This window comes from Pedobacter sp. GW821-FHT01D05, assembly GCF_059422505.1.
Map to the genome: position 1 here is coordinate 110,940 of NZ_JBWKXA010000002.1, position 19,186 is coordinate 130,125.

Below are 19,186 nucleotides of genomic sequence, written 5' to 3' on the forward strand. Positions count from 1 at the left end.
AAGGTTTGTGCAAAAAATGGCAGCTCTCCACCTGGATGAGGTATTAATTTAACGCCCAGTCATTAATAGTAGCATAATCAGGCCTATCTAGACCCGATTGGAGTGAACACGCAATCCCAGTTTTCCAACTGGGATAAGTAAAACGGAAAGCGGGGAGAAACTGAAATAGTTGCAGAAAGCGGCTCTCCAAAACATTAATGGTTTATTTTATGATGAAAGTAAGTGTTGGTTAATGCACTTCATCTGAATCTGTTTACCCTTCAACTACGCCAGGCAACAACCCAAGAAAAAGATTGGTTTACTGCCCAGCCGCTGTATGTAGGTTACTTAAATCAGTTCCCCTAAAAGTGCTTTCGGCATTTGGGTGCAGGTTTTCGGGATCGAGTAAAAAAGTAGCTATTCCCAGTTCCAGTCCGAATTTAATTTCCGATTCTGCATCATCTCCTATAATTAAAATATCATCCTTTTTTAGACCATATTTTTCAATCAGCAGTTTAAAAGCTTCTTTTTTGTTGGTTGTCGAAACATCCACAACATGTACGGCTTCAAAATCATCAGCGATACCCAGCATCTTCACTTTTGAGGTTTGCTGTTTCGGAAAACCCGCCGTTACAATAAATTTTCGGCCATTAAGGCTTTTAATGTAATGATAGTCATCGCTTGGCTTTAAGGGCTTGGTTACTTCTCTGCTGTGCAGATATGAAATCACCTCAGGCATTATCTCTTCATTAAAACCATATTTTTTAGCCACTTTTACAAAAGGCGTTCTCAACATTTCCCCTTTGGCCAACTGAAATTTTTCATCGCTGATTCCTAAATCCAGGCTTTCTAAGTAACGATAAAGTTCACCCATCAACTGTTCTTCATTCGGTTTGGTAAAATAGATGGTATTGTCTAAATCGATAAAAAAAATATGCTTCATGTAAATGGAATGATTTATGTTAGAATAAAAGCAAAACAACCAGTGCCAATTAATGTTTAATTATTAAAGAATAAAGTTATGACAAAGGAAACAAAAATTATTGTAGGCGTATTAGCTGGAGCAGCACTTGGTGCAACAATCGCATTGGCATTATCTTCAGATTCGACAAGCGATTTAAAAGGTAAAGTATCAGATTTTTTTGCTGATCTATTAGACGCTTCAAAAGATAAATTAGCTGGTTTAGCAGATAAAGCGACTGGCGTAGCCGATAAGGTGAAAGATAAAATAGCAGAAATAAATGCATAAAGAATTGGAAGTGCCGGAAATATCCGGCATTTTTATGCTACATATTTCTAACCACCATCTTGATGAACATTGCTTTTCATGGTGCCGCCCGTACGGTTACGGGGAGTAAGCACCTTATTACCTTAAAAAATAGTACCCAGATTTTATTAGATTGTGGCTTATTCCAGGGGATGGGCCGTGTTACCGATAAATTAAACGACTTTTTTGGTTTCGATGCCAAAAAGGTTAATTATCTGGTTTTATCACATGCACATATAGACCATTGCGGCTTATTGCCCAAACTGGTTGCAGAAGGATTTGAAGGTAAGATTTTCTGTACTTCGGCAACGATGGACCTGGCCCGCATTTTAATGATGGATTCGGCCAAAATCCAGATGCAGGATGCAGAGTTTTCTAACCGCCACCTACGCGAAGGCGAAGAAATGGAAGAGCCACTTTACACCGATGATGACGTGACCAAAACGCTTAGTCTGATGAAGATAGTGGAGTATGAAGAAGATTTCGAAATTGAGGCGGGCATTCGGTTAAAGTTTACTGATGCAGGGCATATTTTAGGCAGTGCTGCGGTACATCTTACCATTACAGAAGAAGGAAAACCTACACGGATTACCTTTTCTGGCGATGTTGGGCGTTACGGTGATCTGCTTTTAAAAAGCCCGCAGCAGTTTGATCAGGCCGATTATATCTTAATGGAATCTACCTACGGCGATTCGTTACACAAAGATCTCGATCCGATCGAAAACATGCTCTTAGAGATTATTAACCATACCTGTAAAATTAAAAAGGGGAAAGTTATTATCCCAGCTTTTGCTGTGGGCCGTACACAGGAGCTGCTTTATGCCTTAAATGGTTTAGAATTAAAAGGTAAATTACCTGATGTACCTTATTATGTAGATAGTCCTTTATCCTCAAAAGCTACTGAAATTCTTAAAAACCATCCTGAAGTATACAATAATGGCGTTAAAGAAACTTTAAAGATAGATCATGATATATTTGGTTTTAAAGGCTTGCGTTTTATCGAAAGTGTAGAAGAATCTAAAGCTTTAAATGCCGATCCCAGGCCATGTGTAATTATTTCGGCATCGGGAATGGCTGAGGCTGGTCGTGTAAAACACCACATCAGGAATAATATCGGAAATCAGAAAAATACCATTTTGATGGTAGGATATTGCGAACCTAAATCGCTTGGCGGTAGGTTAATTGCCGGACAAAAGGTAGTAGAAATTTTCCGCGATGAATATGAGGTTAAGGCAGAAGTACAATCGATAAAATCGATGAGCGCACATGGCGATTATGAAGATTTACTGCAATTTTTATCAGGTCAGGATCCGGCTAAAGTAAAACAGCTGTTTTTGGTACATGGAGAATATGAAGTACAGCAACATTTTGCCGGCAAACTGAAAGATGCAGGCTTTAAACATGTGGCTATCCCCGAATATCATCAGGTATTTGAGATTGAATAATATTGAGGTGCTGGTCTGGATTTGTAGGGTGCCGTCATTTCGAGCGGACCCGATAGCTATCGGGTGCAACGTAGCCGAGAACCCGAAGGCTCAGCGACGCTAAATCTAAAATATAGATCTCTCTCCCGAAGGTTCGGGACTATGCTTCAGTCGAGATGACGATTTTTCTTTTAACATCCTCAAAGGTAGTTAAGAAGTTTTGTTTCATCGGCTCCCTTTCCATACGTCTTTCATTTTCCCTCTTACATCGTATTCAATTTCCCTATCTTTGCCCGCATGGATGTTTTTGGTAAAGCGTTAACAGATATTTATAGAACAGGCGAGGCCGATACGCTTTGGTTGCACAATTCGTATGGAGAGCCGGAAGAAATGCCTTTAGAATTCTTCTTCCGTGATGATGAAGATATGCCCGTTCTAGAACTTCAGGCGTTACACATGTGCAGGGGAAAGGTATTGGATATTGGTGCCGGTGTAGGCAGTCATGCTTTACTTTTACAGGCTTTTAATATCGATGTAACTGCTATTGATATTTCGGAAGCAGCTGTGGATATTATGAAAGCGCGTGGGGTAAAAAAAGCATTCATACAGGATATTTTTACCTATCAGGAGAAATTCGATACCATTATCATGCTCATGAACGGTATCGGTTTAACCGGAACTTTGCCCGGTTTTAAGGATTTCCTGATCAAATTAAAAGACCTCATCAACCCCGATGGGCAGGTGATTTTCGATTCTTCTGATATTGCTTATTTATACGAAGATATGCCGAAGCCGCAAAACCAGTATTATGGAGAGGTATCTTATCAGTACGAATATAAAGGCGAAAAAGGCAATTGGTTTAACTGGATTTATATAGATGAAGAAACCATTAAGCGTATGGCCCATGAAACAGGATGGGATGCTGAATTGATTTTTGATGATGGTGAAGATCAGTATTTGGTCAAATTGACTTTGGCGTAATAATCTAAAAGTCATAAAGCTTTTTGCACGTCTATTTTAAATGAGTATGCTCATAAATTTGTTAGATACGAATATGAGCAATACGAAAATTAAACTAAGTGTGTTAGATCAATCGCCGGTGCGCAAGGGTGTTACAGCCCGCCGTGCCATTGAAGAAACCACTATACTAGCACAGGAAGCCGAAAGATTGGGATACCACCGTTTCTGGGTTTCAGAACATCACAATACCACCAGTTTAGCGGGTTCAACACCCGAAATCTTAATTGCGCACCTGGCCAATCATACCAAAACTTTAAGAATAGGCTCTGGAGGCATTATGCTGCCTAACCATAGTGCGTTAAAGGTTGCAGAAAGTTTTCGTTTGCTGGAAGCGATGCACCCTAACCGGATCGATCTGGGTATGGGGCGTGCACCGGGTACCGACCGCATTACGGCTTCGATGCTTAACCCCTCAAACAATTGGAGCGAGCAGGATTTTGTAGAACAACTGCGTGAGCTGCAGCATTACCTGCATGATACTTCTGATGGTGGTATCCAGGCAAAAATAAAAGCTATTCCGATTGCTGAGACCGTTCCGCAACAGTGGCTTTTAAGCAGCAGCGGACAAAGTGCTTTATTTTCGGCACATTTTGGAATGGGCTTTTCTTTTGCACATTTTATTAACCCACATGGAGGACCACAGGCTGTTCAATACTACCGGGAACATTTTAAACCTTCGGTTGATCTGGCAAAACCAGTCGAAAACGTGGCGCTTTTTGTTTTCTGCTCAGAAGACGAAGAAAAGGTAAAACAACAGGAGGCTTTAATGGCTTACCGTTTTCTCCAGCTAGAAAAGGGTGGAGGCTTAACTGCTGTAGGTTGGAACGATATTAAAGATATCAGTTATAGTGCTGCGGAGCAGGAACGGATTAACGCCAATAAACCACGGATGATTTACGGTACCCCTGCGGTAATTAAAGAGCGATTGACCAAACTGGCTGCAGATTATGATGTAGATGAACTGATGGCTGTTACCATTACCGAGCATTTTGAAGACCGTATAAGATCGTACGGGTTGCTTGCGGAGATATTTTTTTAATAAATCGTCATTTCGACCGCAGTGCAACGTAGTGGAGAAATCTATTTCCATGGTTTATGTCTCCACAGACGATTATGAGGGTTTGAAAAGAAGAGTTTTTAATGTGGTCTGTGGAGACACAGACCACGGGATTAAAAATTAAAAAACGTCTGTCTGCCGCCAACTTTTTGGCCAAAGTTTTGGATATTATAAGTAAGGGTAAGCATGCCATATCTACCCAGGTTATTACTCTGCGTATCGATAACACTGTTGCCGGTAATCTGGATGTTCCTGCGTACATTGCTCTGCAAAATATCATTCACTGAGAATTTTAACTGCGCCCTGTCGTTTTTCATGAATAGGTAAGTAAGCGCGGCATTCCAGAATTTGATGTTATTGTTATATCCGGCGATTTTTTGGTCATTGATGGTTAAAGAATAGCTGGTTTCGAAAACCAGTTTTTTGGGATAACGGATAATCAGTTCTGATGTACTTTGGTGGGTATTGTAGCTAATGTTGGTGTAATAGCTATCATCGTACCTACTGCGATTCAGGTTTATCGAATACGACTGGTTAATTTCTACATTGTCATTGAGGTTTAACCTTATACTTCCATTAGGACCTACATAAAACACATTTGCATCACTTTGGATATTGTTTACAATAACCGGTGTATGATCAAAATTGGCCCAGAAACCTAAACCTATTTTTAAACTTGTTTTATCTTTTTTGAAATCTTTGGAAATATTAGCCCCTCCACTAAAATTATAGATACCATTTTTGTTAACGGGATTAATCGTTTGAACGCCGTTATTTATGGTAATGGTATTAACCACGCCATTTTTTGTGAAACTACCATAACCGTATAAATTATAGTTGATGAGGCTTTTAGGGTCGTATTTGTACATATTCATGCTTAAATTCTGTGTGCGGGCAGGCAAAAGGTTCGGATTGCCGTTTCTGATGTAAAATGCATTGGTATTATCTGCAACGGGTTGAAGGTAACTTACGTTCGGCTCCGCAAACCGGGCAGAATAGTTAAGACGGAATATTTTGTACTTCAATTGAAATGTTGGCCATATAAAATTATAACGCTGATTAATATTTGCAGTATTGGTAAAGCGGTTGTTTAACGAAATATAGTTGTGTACCAATCCCGGTTGAAGGTAGAGATCTTTAGTTACTTTATACCCAAGACTGATGTTCGTGTTGGTTTTAAAGCCGTCCTGTTTAACGGTTTGAGATAAATTGGGAATGGCAATATCGTATAGCTGGTTAGCCGGATTGCGGTAAAAAGTGCTTAATGCATTTTCGTTATTGATGATATTTCCGCTTACATCTGCTTTAAAATTCAGTTTTTTGCTGATTGGTTCGGTATAGTTGCTATAGAGGTAAGACCTGAAGTTATCGATGGTATTATTTCTCAACTGATCGATCTCTGAAGTGGACGGGCTGAGGTAAAAAACACTGGTGCTTCTGTTGTAATTGATAACGGGATTTGGGGTTGCAGAAATATCGGCTCCCATATTGAAAGCTCTTCCAGCCTTTTTAAAATCCTTACTAAAATCGGCCCTTAACTGATATTTGTTGTTTGAAGTATTCAGGTCATTCAGATTATCGAGGGCATTAATGAGCTGACTATTCGCATTGTTGTTACGAGAAGAGACCTTGCTTACCGAATTGTTAGAACTTAGTACAATTGCCGGCTCGATAGTGAGTTGTGTTAAAGAATCGATTTGCCAGTCTAATTTTCCACCTATATTATGTTTCAATATCAGTGTATTGGTGTTTTCGCTGGCATTGGTAATCAACCTGTCGGTACCTAATGTTTGGTTGGTATTGGTGAGTTTCTCCAGAAGATTATCCGATCGGCCAAAGAAATATTGGGTATTAATTTTGATTCCTTTTTTGGTTAAAGTGTTAAAATTAAAACCACCACCCGAAGAGGTTTGAACACCATTATAACTGCCGCCGAAATTAATGCCATTAAACTCGAAATAACCTGTAGAATTCATCATCATGGAATTAATGCCACTTCGGTTAAAACCACCTATTCGCTGTACATCGTTGGGATTAAAGCCTGGTTGATTGATGTTGTTGCCATAAGCCAAAATACTTACCTGTGTGGTATCTCTAAAGAAGTTCATTAATCCACCGGCCTGATACAGGTCTTTTAAACCTCCACCAGCATATAATTTGCCGAAAGCTCCTTTTTTAATTGCTTTTTTCAATTTTAAATTGATAATCTGTGGGATTTCTGCTGCCGTTAAATCCGGATCACGTCTTTTGGCCTGTTTATCATCAACCACCTGTACCTTATCGATGATATTAGCGGGCAAATTTTTGGTGGCAATCTGCTGGTCGCCACCAAAAAATTCTTTTCCATCCACTAAAATTTTACTAACTGTTTTACCGTTAACCTGTATAGAACCATCGGCTGCAATGGCAACGCCAGGAAGCTTTTTTAACAGATCTTCTACCACTGCTGATGGCAGGGTTTTAAATGATTCTGCATTAAATTCAATGGTATCTTTACGTACAACTACGGGTGGCCTTTCTCCCGAAATTACAACCTCGTTTAAGTCATTTGCCTTAACGGAAAGATAGAGGGTGCCCAAATTTAATGCGGGATTGGCCGCAGTTAGTTCGACCTCTTTTCGGTAAGTTCCATATTGCCACGCGGTTACCACTAAACGGTATTTTACACCTATGGTTAAACCATTGATTTTGAAAACGCCTTTATCATCCGATAATTTATAAGTGCTTAATATACTATCGCCAACTTTATATACTGAGATTGTTGAGTAATTTAAGGTGGTCTTGTGATTGGCGCTATCGGCTAAAATTCCGGTAATGCTTCCGTTTTTTTGTGCAAATAAATTAAAAATTGCTAAGGTAAGGGCGATTGAAAGTAAGAGTTTCTTCATATATATATTAAATAACAAGCTAAAATTAGGCGCTATGCTTTTATGGTACAGATAAATGTGATGAACGATATAAAAAATGTGACAGACTAAAAATCTAATAGACGTACTGGCTGACTGAACGTTGCACTTAATTAAAACAACTAATCTTTTAGGTAAAAGTAATTGCCTTAAGGTGTTTTTGCAAATACTAAACGAAAAAATTACATAACGCTAAAAAGAAAAAGCCCCAAGCTAATGCAATGGGGCTGAGAAAGCAAATATTATTAGTTTAGTGCAAATCGTTATAATTGATGATTTTAACATCCGGGTTTTTGGCTAAAATTTCTTCCATCCATTTGCGGTGCGAGGCACCCACACCAACTACAACCCTTTTTGCTTTTTTTGCCTTTGCCTGATCGATGATGTTTTTGCACATGCCTTCGTTTCTTAAAGTCCATTGTGCAATCATCTCTTTTACTGTCTCGGTCGGAAAACCTGCATAACCATAAAAATGACGGCCACCATAAAAGTTCCAGGCCTCATCCAACATGCCGTATTTCACGGTATTCATTCCCGCATATGGATCCGCATTGAAAACCTTCGCTTCAGCTTCATTGTAAGCCCAATATTTTTCTATGGCTTTAATGGTAGCGGCTTCCTGCGAGGTGCTATCGGCTTTCGCTTTGTTGATTAAAATTTTGTATAAAGAATCTGTTTTGCCCCAGGCTTCACTCCATGGTTTATCATAGGTTTGGCAATCCATGTTGTAAATCCGATCTTGTTTTAATTGGTAAATAAGAGGGAAATAGATTTTGCTATACTCACTTCCAGGTCTGCTGAACCCTTTTTTCTTTAATGAATCGGTATTTCCGAACATTTTTGCATATTCAACCTGTTCTTCTTTGCCAAAGCTTTGTTTCATGTAATTTTCGAGTACAAAGATTTGATAATCGGCATTGCCCCTGTCCCAGTTTTTAGCATAATTAACGGCTAAATCCATTCTGGTTTTATGGTAGTAGGCAAATTTAGCGAGCGCTTTCTGGTCATTTTTAATTTGTGCACCAATATTTTTGGGAGATACCGGATTTAATTTTTCTATATAATCATGCCCTTTTCTAAATGCTTTTTTGGCCCAGTTGTTTTCTTCGAGTTTAGCGTAATCGCCCTGAGGCAGGTATTCGCCAAAAACCATATCGGGTTTAAAGTTTTTAAGCTTATCAATTATTGCCTGAAAGTTTTGTGTCGATTTAGAATTGTCGTGGGCGGAGCCTACTATAACAATTTCGATTTGGTTCTGGGCATTCGATTTAACCGCAACTGCGATTAACAATAAAAATGCTAAGCTGAGTTTTTGTATAGTTTTCATAATGAATCTTGTTTTGGTTTTTGTTGATTCAAAGATGAGCATACACACTTGGCTGCTATATTTAATTATCCCAATGGCTTATTATATTATCCCAACCGGTAAAAAGGAAGCTGGAGACGTTGAGTGCCTAGCATTAAGCGTTCGAATAGCAATTTAAGGCTTTGATCCTAAAAATGAGACTATTCCATCAGTTTCTGGTTAAATCCAACGATCAGTTTAAACAGATCTTTATACTCCGTAAGCGGCAATGTTTCAGGTTTATCGAATACGTCGTGGTAGGCTGAAGGACCACCCTGAGTATAAATGAAGAATGCCGGAACACCTTTTTCGGTAAAGAAATAGTGATCGCTGTTGGCTGCTTTACCTCTGGAGTTCATTTTTGAGAGATAATGATTTTGATTGTTGATGGCGTTTAGCAGCGCAAATGCTTTAGGATAAACGGATGCATTAACCACCGTCATGCCGGCTTCGCCGGTTCCAACCAAATCTAAGTTGATTAGGAATTTAATCTTGCTTAAAGGAATTAAAGGGTTTTCTACGAAATATCTCGATCCCAACAGCCCAGCTTCTTCGCCCGCAAAACAGATAAAACCAATAGAATAGGGTTGGGGATTGGCGGCATAATATTTGGCAAGACTCAATAAAGTGGCTACACCGGCAGCGTTATCGTTTGCGCCAGGGAAATAGGTTTCTGCACCCATTCCGCCCAAATGATCGTAATGCGCGGTAATGATTAAAAGGGAATCGGGAAATTTAGTGCCTTTAACTAAACCGCAAACATTGGCAGCCTGAAATTCTGGAATGAATTTATTTTCAATATCAACATTAATTTCTTTTGGTACTGCTGTAAAGTTCTTTTTATTGAGCTGGATCGTTGTTATATCGCCAACTTCTGTAGCTACAGACCAGGTTAATTTATCTTTTAATAAAATTTTTAATGATGGAGAAGCCTGATAATTAAGACTATCCATCTTGTTTAAAATTGCCTTTTGTTTAGCACCAGGGCTTTCGTTACTCACAATGAAATCTTTACCGGGGATAAGTTTTTGACCATTTATTGCCACCATCATTTTTCCTGGGAATGTATTTACAGGGAAATTAAAAGGCTGCTTATAAGATAGACCCATTGGCAACAGGCCAATTTTCTGATACGCTGCAGCAAGGTAATCGGCAGATTTTTTCATTCCGTCTTTGGTATAACCTCTGCCCCAAAATTCTTTTGATGTAAGGGTGTTTATTATATTTCTGGTATAAGTAGAATCTTGTGCGAAAGTGTTGATTGCTAAAAACAGGAAGATAATAAAGCCAAATTTTTTCATCCCGAAATTTAGTGAATTAAATTGTTATCAAACCTCGTGTTTTTTTAAACGGCGGAATCTTAAACCCTATAATAACTGTGCTAAGGTGTCTTAGGGGCGCGATATTTTTTTTGGAAATCAAGGTTCGGTGTGCTTCGGTTACGAAAGTCCTGCTATCACTTCAAGTCCTCACTCGTGTCTCGTTCCGGGCTTTCCGTTCTATCAGGTTTATTTAACTTGGGCCTGTAGTTCTTAAGCCTAAAGACGAAGCTAATCAAAGCCCCACAGGGTATTTTGAACCCTGTGGGGTCTTTTAATATTGTAAATCTGCGTTAGGGATTGTAAGGGTTCTGTGCCGGTTTTCACCGGTGCCGGAGCGCAGCCCTGAAAAGCCTGGCCCTTGCGTAGCTTGGGAAACGCCCTTATCAATTGGCGGTTAATAATTTGAAGTTTAAATGGCTTATCGCTTGTAAGGTTTATGCAAAAAATGGTTGACAGTTAACCGGCCATTGCCCATTAACCACCAACCATTCACTATAAAAACAACTGTTTTACTTTACCAGATAAGGCTGTAAAGCAGTTTTAATTTTTTCTTTGTTCTGGCTTGCTGTCCATTTTTCTTTAATAGATTGGTCGCCCAGGTTAAAAAGTGTTTCGTAAAGCAATTTGCCATTTGCCATAGTTTGCACTTTGAATGTATTTTGCGAGCTAATAATATCAGCCCAAACGCCACGAACATCTGCCCAATAAGTTTGCTGGCTGGCCCACCATTTTTGTGCATATGCAAAAGTTTTAGGATCTATTTTCGTAAATTCCTCGTAACCTTTTTCAACAACTAAAAGTTTATCGCCATCAGCAGAACGTACTATTTTTTTATTGTCCTGCTCAAACATCCAACCATTTTTAGTGATGGTAATTCTGCTGCCACGGTTTAATACATTGTAATCTTTACGCACAGTAGATTCTCTTCTTGGTAGTGGAGAATCGGTTTCGCTCGACCAAGAATCGTGACCGCCAACATGACTCCATGTTCCATAACCCTGGTAACGTGGACTATCATCAACCTGATAAACTTTTTGTGTCCATTTTCCTTTTACATCAGCTGGCGTTAAATTGCCTTTTTTCCATGCATTACCTTCGGTATAAAGCATAATGTTGGTGTCTTCATACGTCCAATCCTGGCGCCAGTGTTTAATAACCGTGGTATCGTTAATGGCCAGCATGTGCTGGATTACAATTCTTTTAGGTTCATCAACAATAATCTCTGCCCATTCGTTGCCATGGCTTTCGTAAGGCTTACTGAATTTGTAGTTTGGATCTGGGGCGGTAACTTCACCGTAGTTGAAATTCACTTCATAAAAACCAGCCAACGATTTTATTGCTTTTCTATCCTTTTCTAGTTTTTCTTCAGGAGAGTCGACTTTTGTTTGTGCATTAGTATTAAGGGTAATCAAACCAGTTAATACTAAAATTAGGTTTAAAAATTTCATTTTTATTATTAATTAGGGTGTACTTAGCTTTCCGCCACTGCGGTATTTTTTTTCTTTTTTCCTTTCCCCCACCAGATGATGAATCCGGTTATGGGTAAACTTGCTGCAATTAAACTGGCAAAAAATGCCATTATTTTTCCGGTTAATCCTAAAATCGCCCCTACGTGGATATCGTAGTTCATGCCAATTACCGTTTCTCCAGCATTTTTTTCTGATTGGTTTGTTCTATGCAATAACTTGCCCGAGTACTGATCGAACTGAAGTATGTCGTAATTCCAATACGTTTCCTTGCCCCGGTATCCCGTGGCGTAAATGGTTGCCGAACCGCCATTGGCAGGCGACATGGCAATGCGATCTTCATTTTTAAATATTTTTTTGGCTTGCTCAAAAGCAATATCGAAAGGAACTGCAGTAATGGTTTTGGTTGAATCTGATTTAACTTCTACTACTTTTGGGGGCGCGGTACTTCCCGATGCTACTACGTAAACCGTGGTCTGGAACCATTGAAATGCCCAAACCAGGCCGGTTAAGGCCAGCATTAGGCAGATCAGCATTACATAAAAACCCAACACATTGTGCATGTCGTAATTAATGCGTTTAAACTTGGCTTTCCACTTTACTTTAAAGCTTTTATCGAAGTTTGATTTTTTGAGGTTTTTAGGCCACCACATCACCATTCCAGAAATGAGAAGAAATACAAATATGAAGGTAGACCATCCAATAATCTGCTGGCCAATGGGGTGATTGATCAACAAACTCCAATGGATCATTTTAACTACTCCAAAAAACTCATATTTATAATCGGAAACTAAAGTTACTTTTCCGGTATAAGGGTTAATCAGCACAACATCGTAATAATCTATAGAATCGAAATACCAGAATGCATTAGGGTTGCCAGGTTTATAAACGCCAAGCTCCCATGCCCTTCCTGGTGCTTTATAAGCAGAAACAAAGGTGATTTTCTTTTTATTCCCCAAAGCTTTTTCGGCGTTGGCCTGTAGCACACTTAATGGTAGGGTTTTAGGATTTGATGGAACCTCTACAAAAATCTCCTTGCGGTGAATGAGTTCGGTAATTTCTTTTTGAAAAACATAAATACACCCGGTAACGCCCAACATCAGTACGATTAAACCAGATGCGATACCCAGCCATAGGTGCAGCCAGTCGCTTATCCGCCTTAAACGCGATTTCTTATTTTTTGATTTGGTTGATGTTTTTGTTAGTGCCATTAGCAAAGCTATATGAATAAAAGAACCAATTAACCTTTTTTAAGGCTAATTGGCTTTAAATTTTTATAAAAATTTCGATTATTTAACTTCAGTAGTATAGGTTACTAAATGCCAAACTTTATCGTAATCTTTTCCATTTAATTTTCCAGGTGTTTTATCTTCTGTAAATGCTTCAAGAAAATAATTTCCTTTTTGTTCTGGTTTGAAAGTAAATTTACCATCGGCATCGGTTTCAATAGGCTGTGCTTTTCGCGCTGCATTTACAACAGTTAACTTTTGTTTTGCAAAAGGAGCTTTGTTGTAGATTACCTGGTGAACCGAGGTTTCACCCACTTTTAAAGCATGTTTATCTGGTCTGATGGTTAATGCTGCAGTTGCTGGGAAAGCAATGTTTATTTTTGAATTTCCAACAGCAACATCAGCAAAAGCATAATATTCAATTTTAGCTTTTTCATAAACGTCAGCAACTTCATGCACTACAGAAAGTCTATAGGTGCCTTCTTGATCTGGAGTGAAGCTTGCTTTAAAGAAACGTACATCAGGAGCAGTGGCTAAAACCTTCGTTGTTCCGTTTGGAGCAGTTAAAACCAGCTTAAATTCTTTTAAGTTGCTGAACCATTTTGCGGCAGAATCTGGTTCGTTGCTTTCGTATTCTCCGAAGAAAACTTTTACTTCCTGTGCTTGTCCTTTTTTGCCTGTTGAGGCTGTTTCTATCCATAAAGCATGTGCAAATGCACTCGAAATGCTAAAGGCTAGGAAGAAAAATAGTAATGAGATTTTAGTTTTCATGTTTTCTGGGTTGGGTTTTAAACTCGGGAGAGACTGATCTGATTCAGCCTCCCGCGATTGATTTAATTAAAATTTATATGCTATGCTTACTCTGTAGTTTCTTGGGGCTTCTGCTTGCCATGAGTAAGCTGGTTGATCGTAGGTTGGAGCATTCCAATAGTTGGTGTAATACGCACCGCTGTATAAATACTTATCCAAAATGTTAAATACATTTGCGGTCACTTTTATTTTTTTATGTGACCAGAATAAACCTCCATCGAGTTTGAAATAGTCAGGAAGATTTTCGTTAGCATTTTCACCACTGTAGGTGCCTACTGCCCTGTCGGCTAAATAGGTAAAGCCTCCGGAAATTCCTGCACCTTTAAGCGGGCCATTTTGTAATGAGTAGGTTAACCATGCATTAGTGGTATGTTTTGAAAAACCTGGTACTACCTGGCCAACAAAAACACCTGAAACTCCATCAGCAACTTTTGTTACTTTACCATCGGTATATGCGTAATTTGCAATTAGGTTTAAGCCTTTTGCCAATTCACCGCGTAAATCGAACTCTATGCCTTGTGCTCTTTTTTCGCCAATTACAATACTGAAAGTTTCTCCAGCCTTGTTAAGTGGATCTGCGGTAAGTTCGTTTTGTTTGGTAATTCTGTATACAGATAAAGTGGTATTCCAACGGCCGTCAAACCAATCTTTCTTTATGCCAAATTCTTTGTTATTCCCGGTAATTGGTTTTGCAGTAGAACCATCACGGAAAAAACCGGTTTGTGGTGTAAAGGCCTCGTCATAAACAGCATATACAGAAGTGTTTTTATCAACGGATACACTTAAGCCAACCCTTGGGGTAACGTGTTTTGCTTTATCAGGAGAACCACCCCAGGCCGATTGACTTACATAAGTATAACGACCTGCAAGGGTTAAACGAACAATATTATCGAAAAACCCTAATTCATCCTGAACATAACCGCTTAGGTATTTTTGATCCATTAAACCTCCAGCTGCAATAGCCCTTTGTTCTAATGGAGTAACACGGTCAAAGTTTGGATAACCATTTGATGGGAAGCCATAATTAGGGTTGTATAAATTAAATGGAGAACTGGCGAGATCTAAATCGTGAGACTGACCCCAATCGGCCATATAATTTTTCTTACCACCATCAAAACCAGCTAAAATGCGGTGTACAATACCGCCTGTTTTAACCGTTCCGTTCACAAATAACTGCGCTAATTTCATGCTGCTTTCAGCATCCCATATACCAACATTACGAATAATGGTGCCATTTGGATATACTGCCGATGGCCATGAGCTTGTGCCATTTTGTAAATATTTATAATAAGCTGCTTGTGCAGTTAATTTCCAATTCTGACCTAGTTGTTGGGTTAGGTTCAATGTTAAACTATGGTCGTTGATTCGGGTAGGCTGTACACCAGGTTGTGTTAAGGTAAACTCTCTTGGTAAGCTGGCATACCCAGTGGTATTAAAAATGTAATAGGAACCTACTTCGGTCATTTTTGCATTTTGTAAAGTATACTCTGCTGTTAGCTTAGTGCCGGGCGTTATTTGATAACTTAACACGGGTGCAAAGCTGTAGCGATCATTTTGTTCGAATGGTCTAAACGATCCCTTATTTTGTGCAGCTGCGTTTAACCTGAATAAGAATTTACCATCAGCTGTTAGTTTGTGGTCAAGATCAATTGTTGTACGGTATAAATCGAAGCTTCCAGCAGTAAACGAAACCTCGCCCTGGTTTAAACCAGTAGGTTTTTTGGTCACCACGTTATACATCCCGCTTGGATCGCCATTGCCCAGCATAAATCCTGCAGGACCTTTAACAAACTCAATATGGTCAACAAAGCTCATGTCTTCGGTTAATGGTCCCCAGTAAGATGAAACTACATTGAAACCATTACGCATGGCCTGAATTTGCGATCCGCGCATTAAAATATTGGTGTACATGTCTCCCCAGTGTTCAAGGCGAACTGCACCACTTACATTTCTAATCAACCCATCGCTCATGCTAATGATCTGCTGGTCTTTAAGGATTCCATTGCTTACGATTTGAATGTTTTGTGGTGCCTCTAATAATGGTTCGTTTAATCTAAGTGTAGCAGAAGGTAAGCTTACTTTGTATTTCTGATTAATTCCTGCTATGGTAATTTCCTCAAGCGCCTGATCATTTTCTTTCAATATGAAATCGATAATTTTAGTCTCACCTGCAGCGATTGTAATGCTTTTTTCTGAGGCGTTGATACCAACTGCAGAAGCTTTAATTGTATAAGTACCGGCTTTAACACGGTTTATGGTGTATAAACCATTATCATCTGATGTAGTTCCTTGACCCTTGCCCTTTAAGCCAATTGAAATAAAGGCCGCTGGTTTTCCATTAGAAGTGCTAATCTTTCCCTTTATTGTTCCAAATTGTTGCGCAAATGAGAATAAGCTAAAAAGAGCGAGTAAGAACGTTAAACTAATGGGTTTAATTTTATTCATTTTTTAATATTTATTGTTGTTTTTAACTAAAATTTATAAGTAACACTTCCGGTAAAGGTTCTCAGGTCCTGAGGGTTCATGGTGCTGTAACCTGTCCAGTATTTTTGGTTGGTAAAGTTGTCTGCTTTTACTCCGATTCTGAATCTTGAATGATCGTAAAATACAGAGGCATTGAAAACCTCATAAGCAGGTAATATAAATACGCCCTGGCTTACACTATTTACAATTTTATTATCGCTGGCATAGTTACCACCGGCGCCCAATCCAAAACCTTTTAGCGAGCCTGCATTGAATTTATAACTGATCCATAAGTTTGCTGAGTAGGGTGCTGCAGAATAAGCATCTCTTCTGCCTTCTACATCCGGCGATGCATTTTCTAAATGATTATCATTATATGCAAAACCTGCAATAATATTTAAACCGTCAACGGGGTTTGCAATAATTTCAGCTTCGATACCCTTGCTAATTTTATTGCCATCCTGGATTTGTGCATTTGGATTTGATGGATCTCCGTTATAGCCCCTAACAATATCTTTAACTTTAATATAATAGTAAGATACAGCGCCTGTTAACTTGCCATTAAATATGTTTGTTTTAACCCCACCTTCAATTTGGTTTGCTTGCTCTGGTTTAAAAGCATTACCTTGATAATCTATACCGTTTAAGTTGTTAAAGCCGTTCTGGTAATTGGCAAATAATGATAGCTGATCTTTAATCGGCTGAAATACCAAACCGAATTTTGGAGAAAAAACAGTTTGTTTGTAGGCACCTTTTGGAGCCGAACCTGCCCGATCAGAATTACCTTTATTGTCGAACCGGTCTACTCTTAATGCAGCTAAGGCAATTAACCTATCTGTTACATTAATCACATCAGAAACATAAGCACTGTATGTATTGGTTTTGAAGTTATACGGATATTTAGGAACACTAGGGAGTGCTGCATAAAATGCCGCTAGATTGTGTTCAGTAAAATTATTGTAGTTAGCGCCACTTCCATCTTTATTGGTCAGATCAAAAGTGTCGATCGAATAAAACAATTGATCGGAGTTTTGGCGTAAATAATCAAGGCCTAAAACCATTCTGTTTTTTACCGAACCTAAGTTAAAAGTGCCATTAAAATTTTGTTGTACCTCATAAGTAAAAACCTTACTGTTATCAGTTGACTGATCTGCTCTTGATATCAAATCGGCACCTGGTGCAGCCGTTGGGTTGCCCAATGGAGGATAGTTGTTCGGGACTAAGAACAAATACGTACCACGGCCGTTAGAGAAACTATAATTGCTTGAAAAGCTGGTGTGTGAAGACCAGTTTTCGTTAAACTTATAGTTGGCCTGCCCGAAGAAGTTTGAGCTATTGTATTTTTGCTTCATCGCATCAGCAGTGAAGGATTTGTCGTAAGCTATTCCAGATTGATCTGCCCTATCAAAACCGAGGTCTTTTACGGGAAAATAGAAGAAAACGAAAGGTTTTAAGGTACTTGTACCGTTCGCAATTTCGGCATCGAAAAGAAAGTCTAATTTATCGTTTACTTTATATGACAAGCTAGGTGCAATAAAGAAACCTTTATCATAAACATTCTCCTGGAAAGAACCTTTGTAATTGTAAGAAGTGTTTAACCGGGCATAAATGTGGTTATCTTTATCAACAGGAAAATTGAAATCGGTACTAACCCGGTTAAAATCGTAACTACCTGTCGAAAAGCTTACCGCACCTCCTATTCCTTCGAAAGGTTTTTTGGTTATGCGGTTAATTAAGCCACCATATGAGGTTAATGTACTACCGAATAAGGTAGCAGATGGGCCTTTAATAAACTCTACATTTTCTAAGTTAGCAGCATCATTACGGCCGGTTACATTTCCAGCAATTCCGTTTCTTAATTTTGCCTGTACAATAAAACCCCTTGATGCATAATAAGCACCACCATCGCCACCACGGGAGGTTGCTTCCCACATTTTTTGAACACCAGTTGCATTACGGGCTGCATCATCAACCGAAAACACAAGCTGATCGGCCATTGTTTCTTTCGTAATCGTGGTATATACCTGAGGGTTTTCTAAATTATTTAACGGCATTTTCGAAATAAATTCACTTTTCTTTGCGATGTACTTATTTACGCCCTGGTTAATATTTACTTCATTAAGCTGATTTGAATTTTGGTTGATTACAAAATCAACAGTTTTGTGCTCTCCGGCGGCAATCACTACCGGTTTTTCTATATTTTGGATACCAACAGCCGATACCCTTAAGGTATAAGAGCCAGGTTTAACCCTTTGGATTTCGAAAATGCCTTTTTCATTGGTCACATTTCCTAGTCCTTTGCCTTTTAAACCAACCGAAATATAAGCGGCTGGTTTACCATCTGAAGTGGTAACTGTGCCGCTAATGGTCGAAAACTGCTGGGCAAAGGAGAGTAGGCTGGTAAGAGTTAAAAAAAATGATATACAGAAAAGTCTGATTTTAAGCATTATAATATTTATTTGGATTAATTCTAAACTGCTGCAAAATAACGGTAGAAAATCTTATTATCCAAATTATTTTGAATTATTCTAAATAGTAATGTTTCGATAATAAGAAGATGTGGTTTGATAACATAATCCAATTAACAAACCTTGATTTTTCTACTAATGAGCTATTGGATATGATTGTCTAGGTTTTTTGAAATTTGGGTTTGAAGTAAACCAATGAATTAGTGTTGCTAAAAGCAGGTACATGCCAATTCGTGAGCTGAGAATGTGAGTATAAGTATGATTAATATTATTTTTTATCTATGATAACAGCATTGTAATGTAGAATTAAATATGAAGAGTTGTATTTTTTGTGTTAAAATGTGGGGATTTATGGTTAAAATAAAATTAGAATACGATGTGAAATGCATATATATTTATGTATTAATTAAGGGTAACTAATTCTAAATCA

At 38.7% G+C, this 19,186-nt stretch carries 13 protein-coding genes; 4 read left to right on the forward strand and 9 right to left on the reverse strand.

Annotated elements, in window-relative coordinates; translation table 11 throughout:
* Positions 1 to 298 precede the first annotated feature (298 nt).
* Complete coding sequence (locus tag AC07VK_RS08660; protein WP_492963760.1) at positions 299 to 922, reverse strand: HAD family hydrolase; 624 nt, start codon at positions 920 to 922, stop codon at positions 299 to 301.
* Between the two features lie 78 nt (positions 923 to 1,000).
* On the opposite strand from AC07VK_RS08660, the gene AC07VK_RS08665 reads away from it, so the two are divergent.
* The 4 genes from AC07VK_RS08665 to AC07VK_RS08680 all read left to right on the forward strand — a co-directional run bounded on the left by AC07VK_RS08665 (position 1,001) and on the right by AC07VK_RS08680 (position 4,729).
* On the forward strand, positions 1,001 to 1,228 hold the full coding sequence (locus AC07VK_RS08665) for a YtxH domain-containing protein (RefSeq protein ID WP_131032139.1): 228 nt from the start codon (positions 1,001 to 1,003) through the stop codon (positions 1,226 to 1,228).
* Between the two features lie 62 nt (positions 1,229 to 1,290).
* A complete protein-coding gene (locus tag AC07VK_RS08670) occupies positions 1,291 to 2,691 on the forward strand; it encodes an MBL fold metallo-hydrolase RNA specificity domain-containing protein (RefSeq protein WP_494939796.1) in 1,401 nt (466 codons plus the stop codon).
* Positions 2,692 to 2,967: 276 nt separating this feature from the next.
* Positions 2,968 to 3,651 (forward strand): class I SAM-dependent methyltransferase, encoded by a 684-nt coding sequence (locus AC07VK_RS08675; RefSeq protein ID WP_492959877.1) that lies wholly within the window; start codon positions 2,968 to 2,970, stop codon positions 3,649 to 3,651.
* A gap of 73 nt (positions 3,652 to 3,724) precedes the next feature.
* The gene (locus AC07VK_RS08680; RefSeq protein ID WP_492959879.1) at positions 3,725 to 4,729 is read left to right on the forward strand and encodes an LLM class flavin-dependent oxidoreductase; all 1,005 of its coding nucleotides are present in this window, start codon (positions 3,725 to 3,727) and stop codon (positions 4,727 to 4,729) included.
* 131 nt (positions 4,730 to 4,860) lie between these two features.
* On the opposite strand, the gene AC07VK_RS08685 is transcribed toward AC07VK_RS08680, so the two are convergent.
* The 8 genes from AC07VK_RS08685 to AC07VK_RS08720 all read right to left on the reverse strand — a co-directional run bounded on the left by AC07VK_RS08685 (position 4,861) and on the right by AC07VK_RS08720 (position 18,735).
* Complete coding sequence (locus AC07VK_RS08685) at positions 4,861 to 7,635, reverse strand: outer membrane beta-barrel protein (protein WP_492959881.1); 2,775 nt, start codon at positions 7,633 to 7,635, stop codon at positions 4,861 to 4,863.
* Positions 7,636 to 7,903: 268 nt separating this feature from the next.
* On the reverse strand, positions 7,904 to 8,980 hold the full coding sequence (locus AC07VK_RS08690) for a DUF5694 domain-containing protein (RefSeq protein ID WP_492959883.1): 1,077 nt from the start codon (positions 8,978 to 8,980) through the stop codon (positions 7,904 to 7,906).
* 179 nt (positions 8,981 to 9,159) lie between these two features.
* The gene (locus AC07VK_RS08695; protein WP_492959885.1) at positions 9,160 to 10,299 is read right to left on the reverse strand and encodes a M28 family metallopeptidase; all 1,140 of its coding nucleotides are present in this window, start codon (positions 10,297 to 10,299) and stop codon (positions 9,160 to 9,162) included.
* A gap of 530 nt (positions 10,300 to 10,829) precedes the next feature.
* Positions 10,830 to 11,768, reverse strand: coding sequence for a DUF6607 family protein (locus AC07VK_RS08700; protein ID WP_492959887.1), 939 nt, complete (start codon positions 11,766 to 11,768; stop codon positions 10,830 to 10,832).
* A 23-nt stretch (positions 11,769 to 11,791) separates the two neighbouring features.
* On the reverse strand, positions 11,792 to 12,997 hold the full coding sequence (locus AC07VK_RS08705) for a PepSY-associated TM helix domain-containing protein (protein ID WP_492959889.1): 1,206 nt from the start codon (positions 12,995 to 12,997) through the stop codon (positions 11,792 to 11,794).
* 78 nt (positions 12,998 to 13,075) lie between these two features.
* Entirely contained in the window at positions 13,076 to 13,786 is a 711-nt protein-coding gene (locus tag AC07VK_RS08710) for a DUF4198 domain-containing protein (RefSeq protein ID WP_492959891.1), read from the reverse strand.
* A gap of 66 nt (positions 13,787 to 13,852) precedes the next feature.
* The gene (locus AC07VK_RS08715) at positions 13,853 to 16,270 is read right to left on the reverse strand and encodes a TonB-dependent siderophore receptor (protein WP_492959893.1); all 2,418 of its coding nucleotides are present in this window, start codon (positions 16,268 to 16,270) and stop codon (positions 13,853 to 13,855) included.
* A 26-nt stretch (positions 16,271 to 16,296) separates the two neighbouring features.
* Positions 16,297 to 18,735 carry a TonB-dependent receptor domain-containing protein gene (locus tag AC07VK_RS08720; RefSeq protein WP_492959895.1) on the reverse strand — a complete coding sequence of 813 codons (2,439 nt, stop codon included), beginning with the start codon at positions 18,733 to 18,735 and terminating at the stop codon, positions 16,297 to 16,299.
* Positions 18,736 to 19,186: the final 451 nt, after the last annotated feature.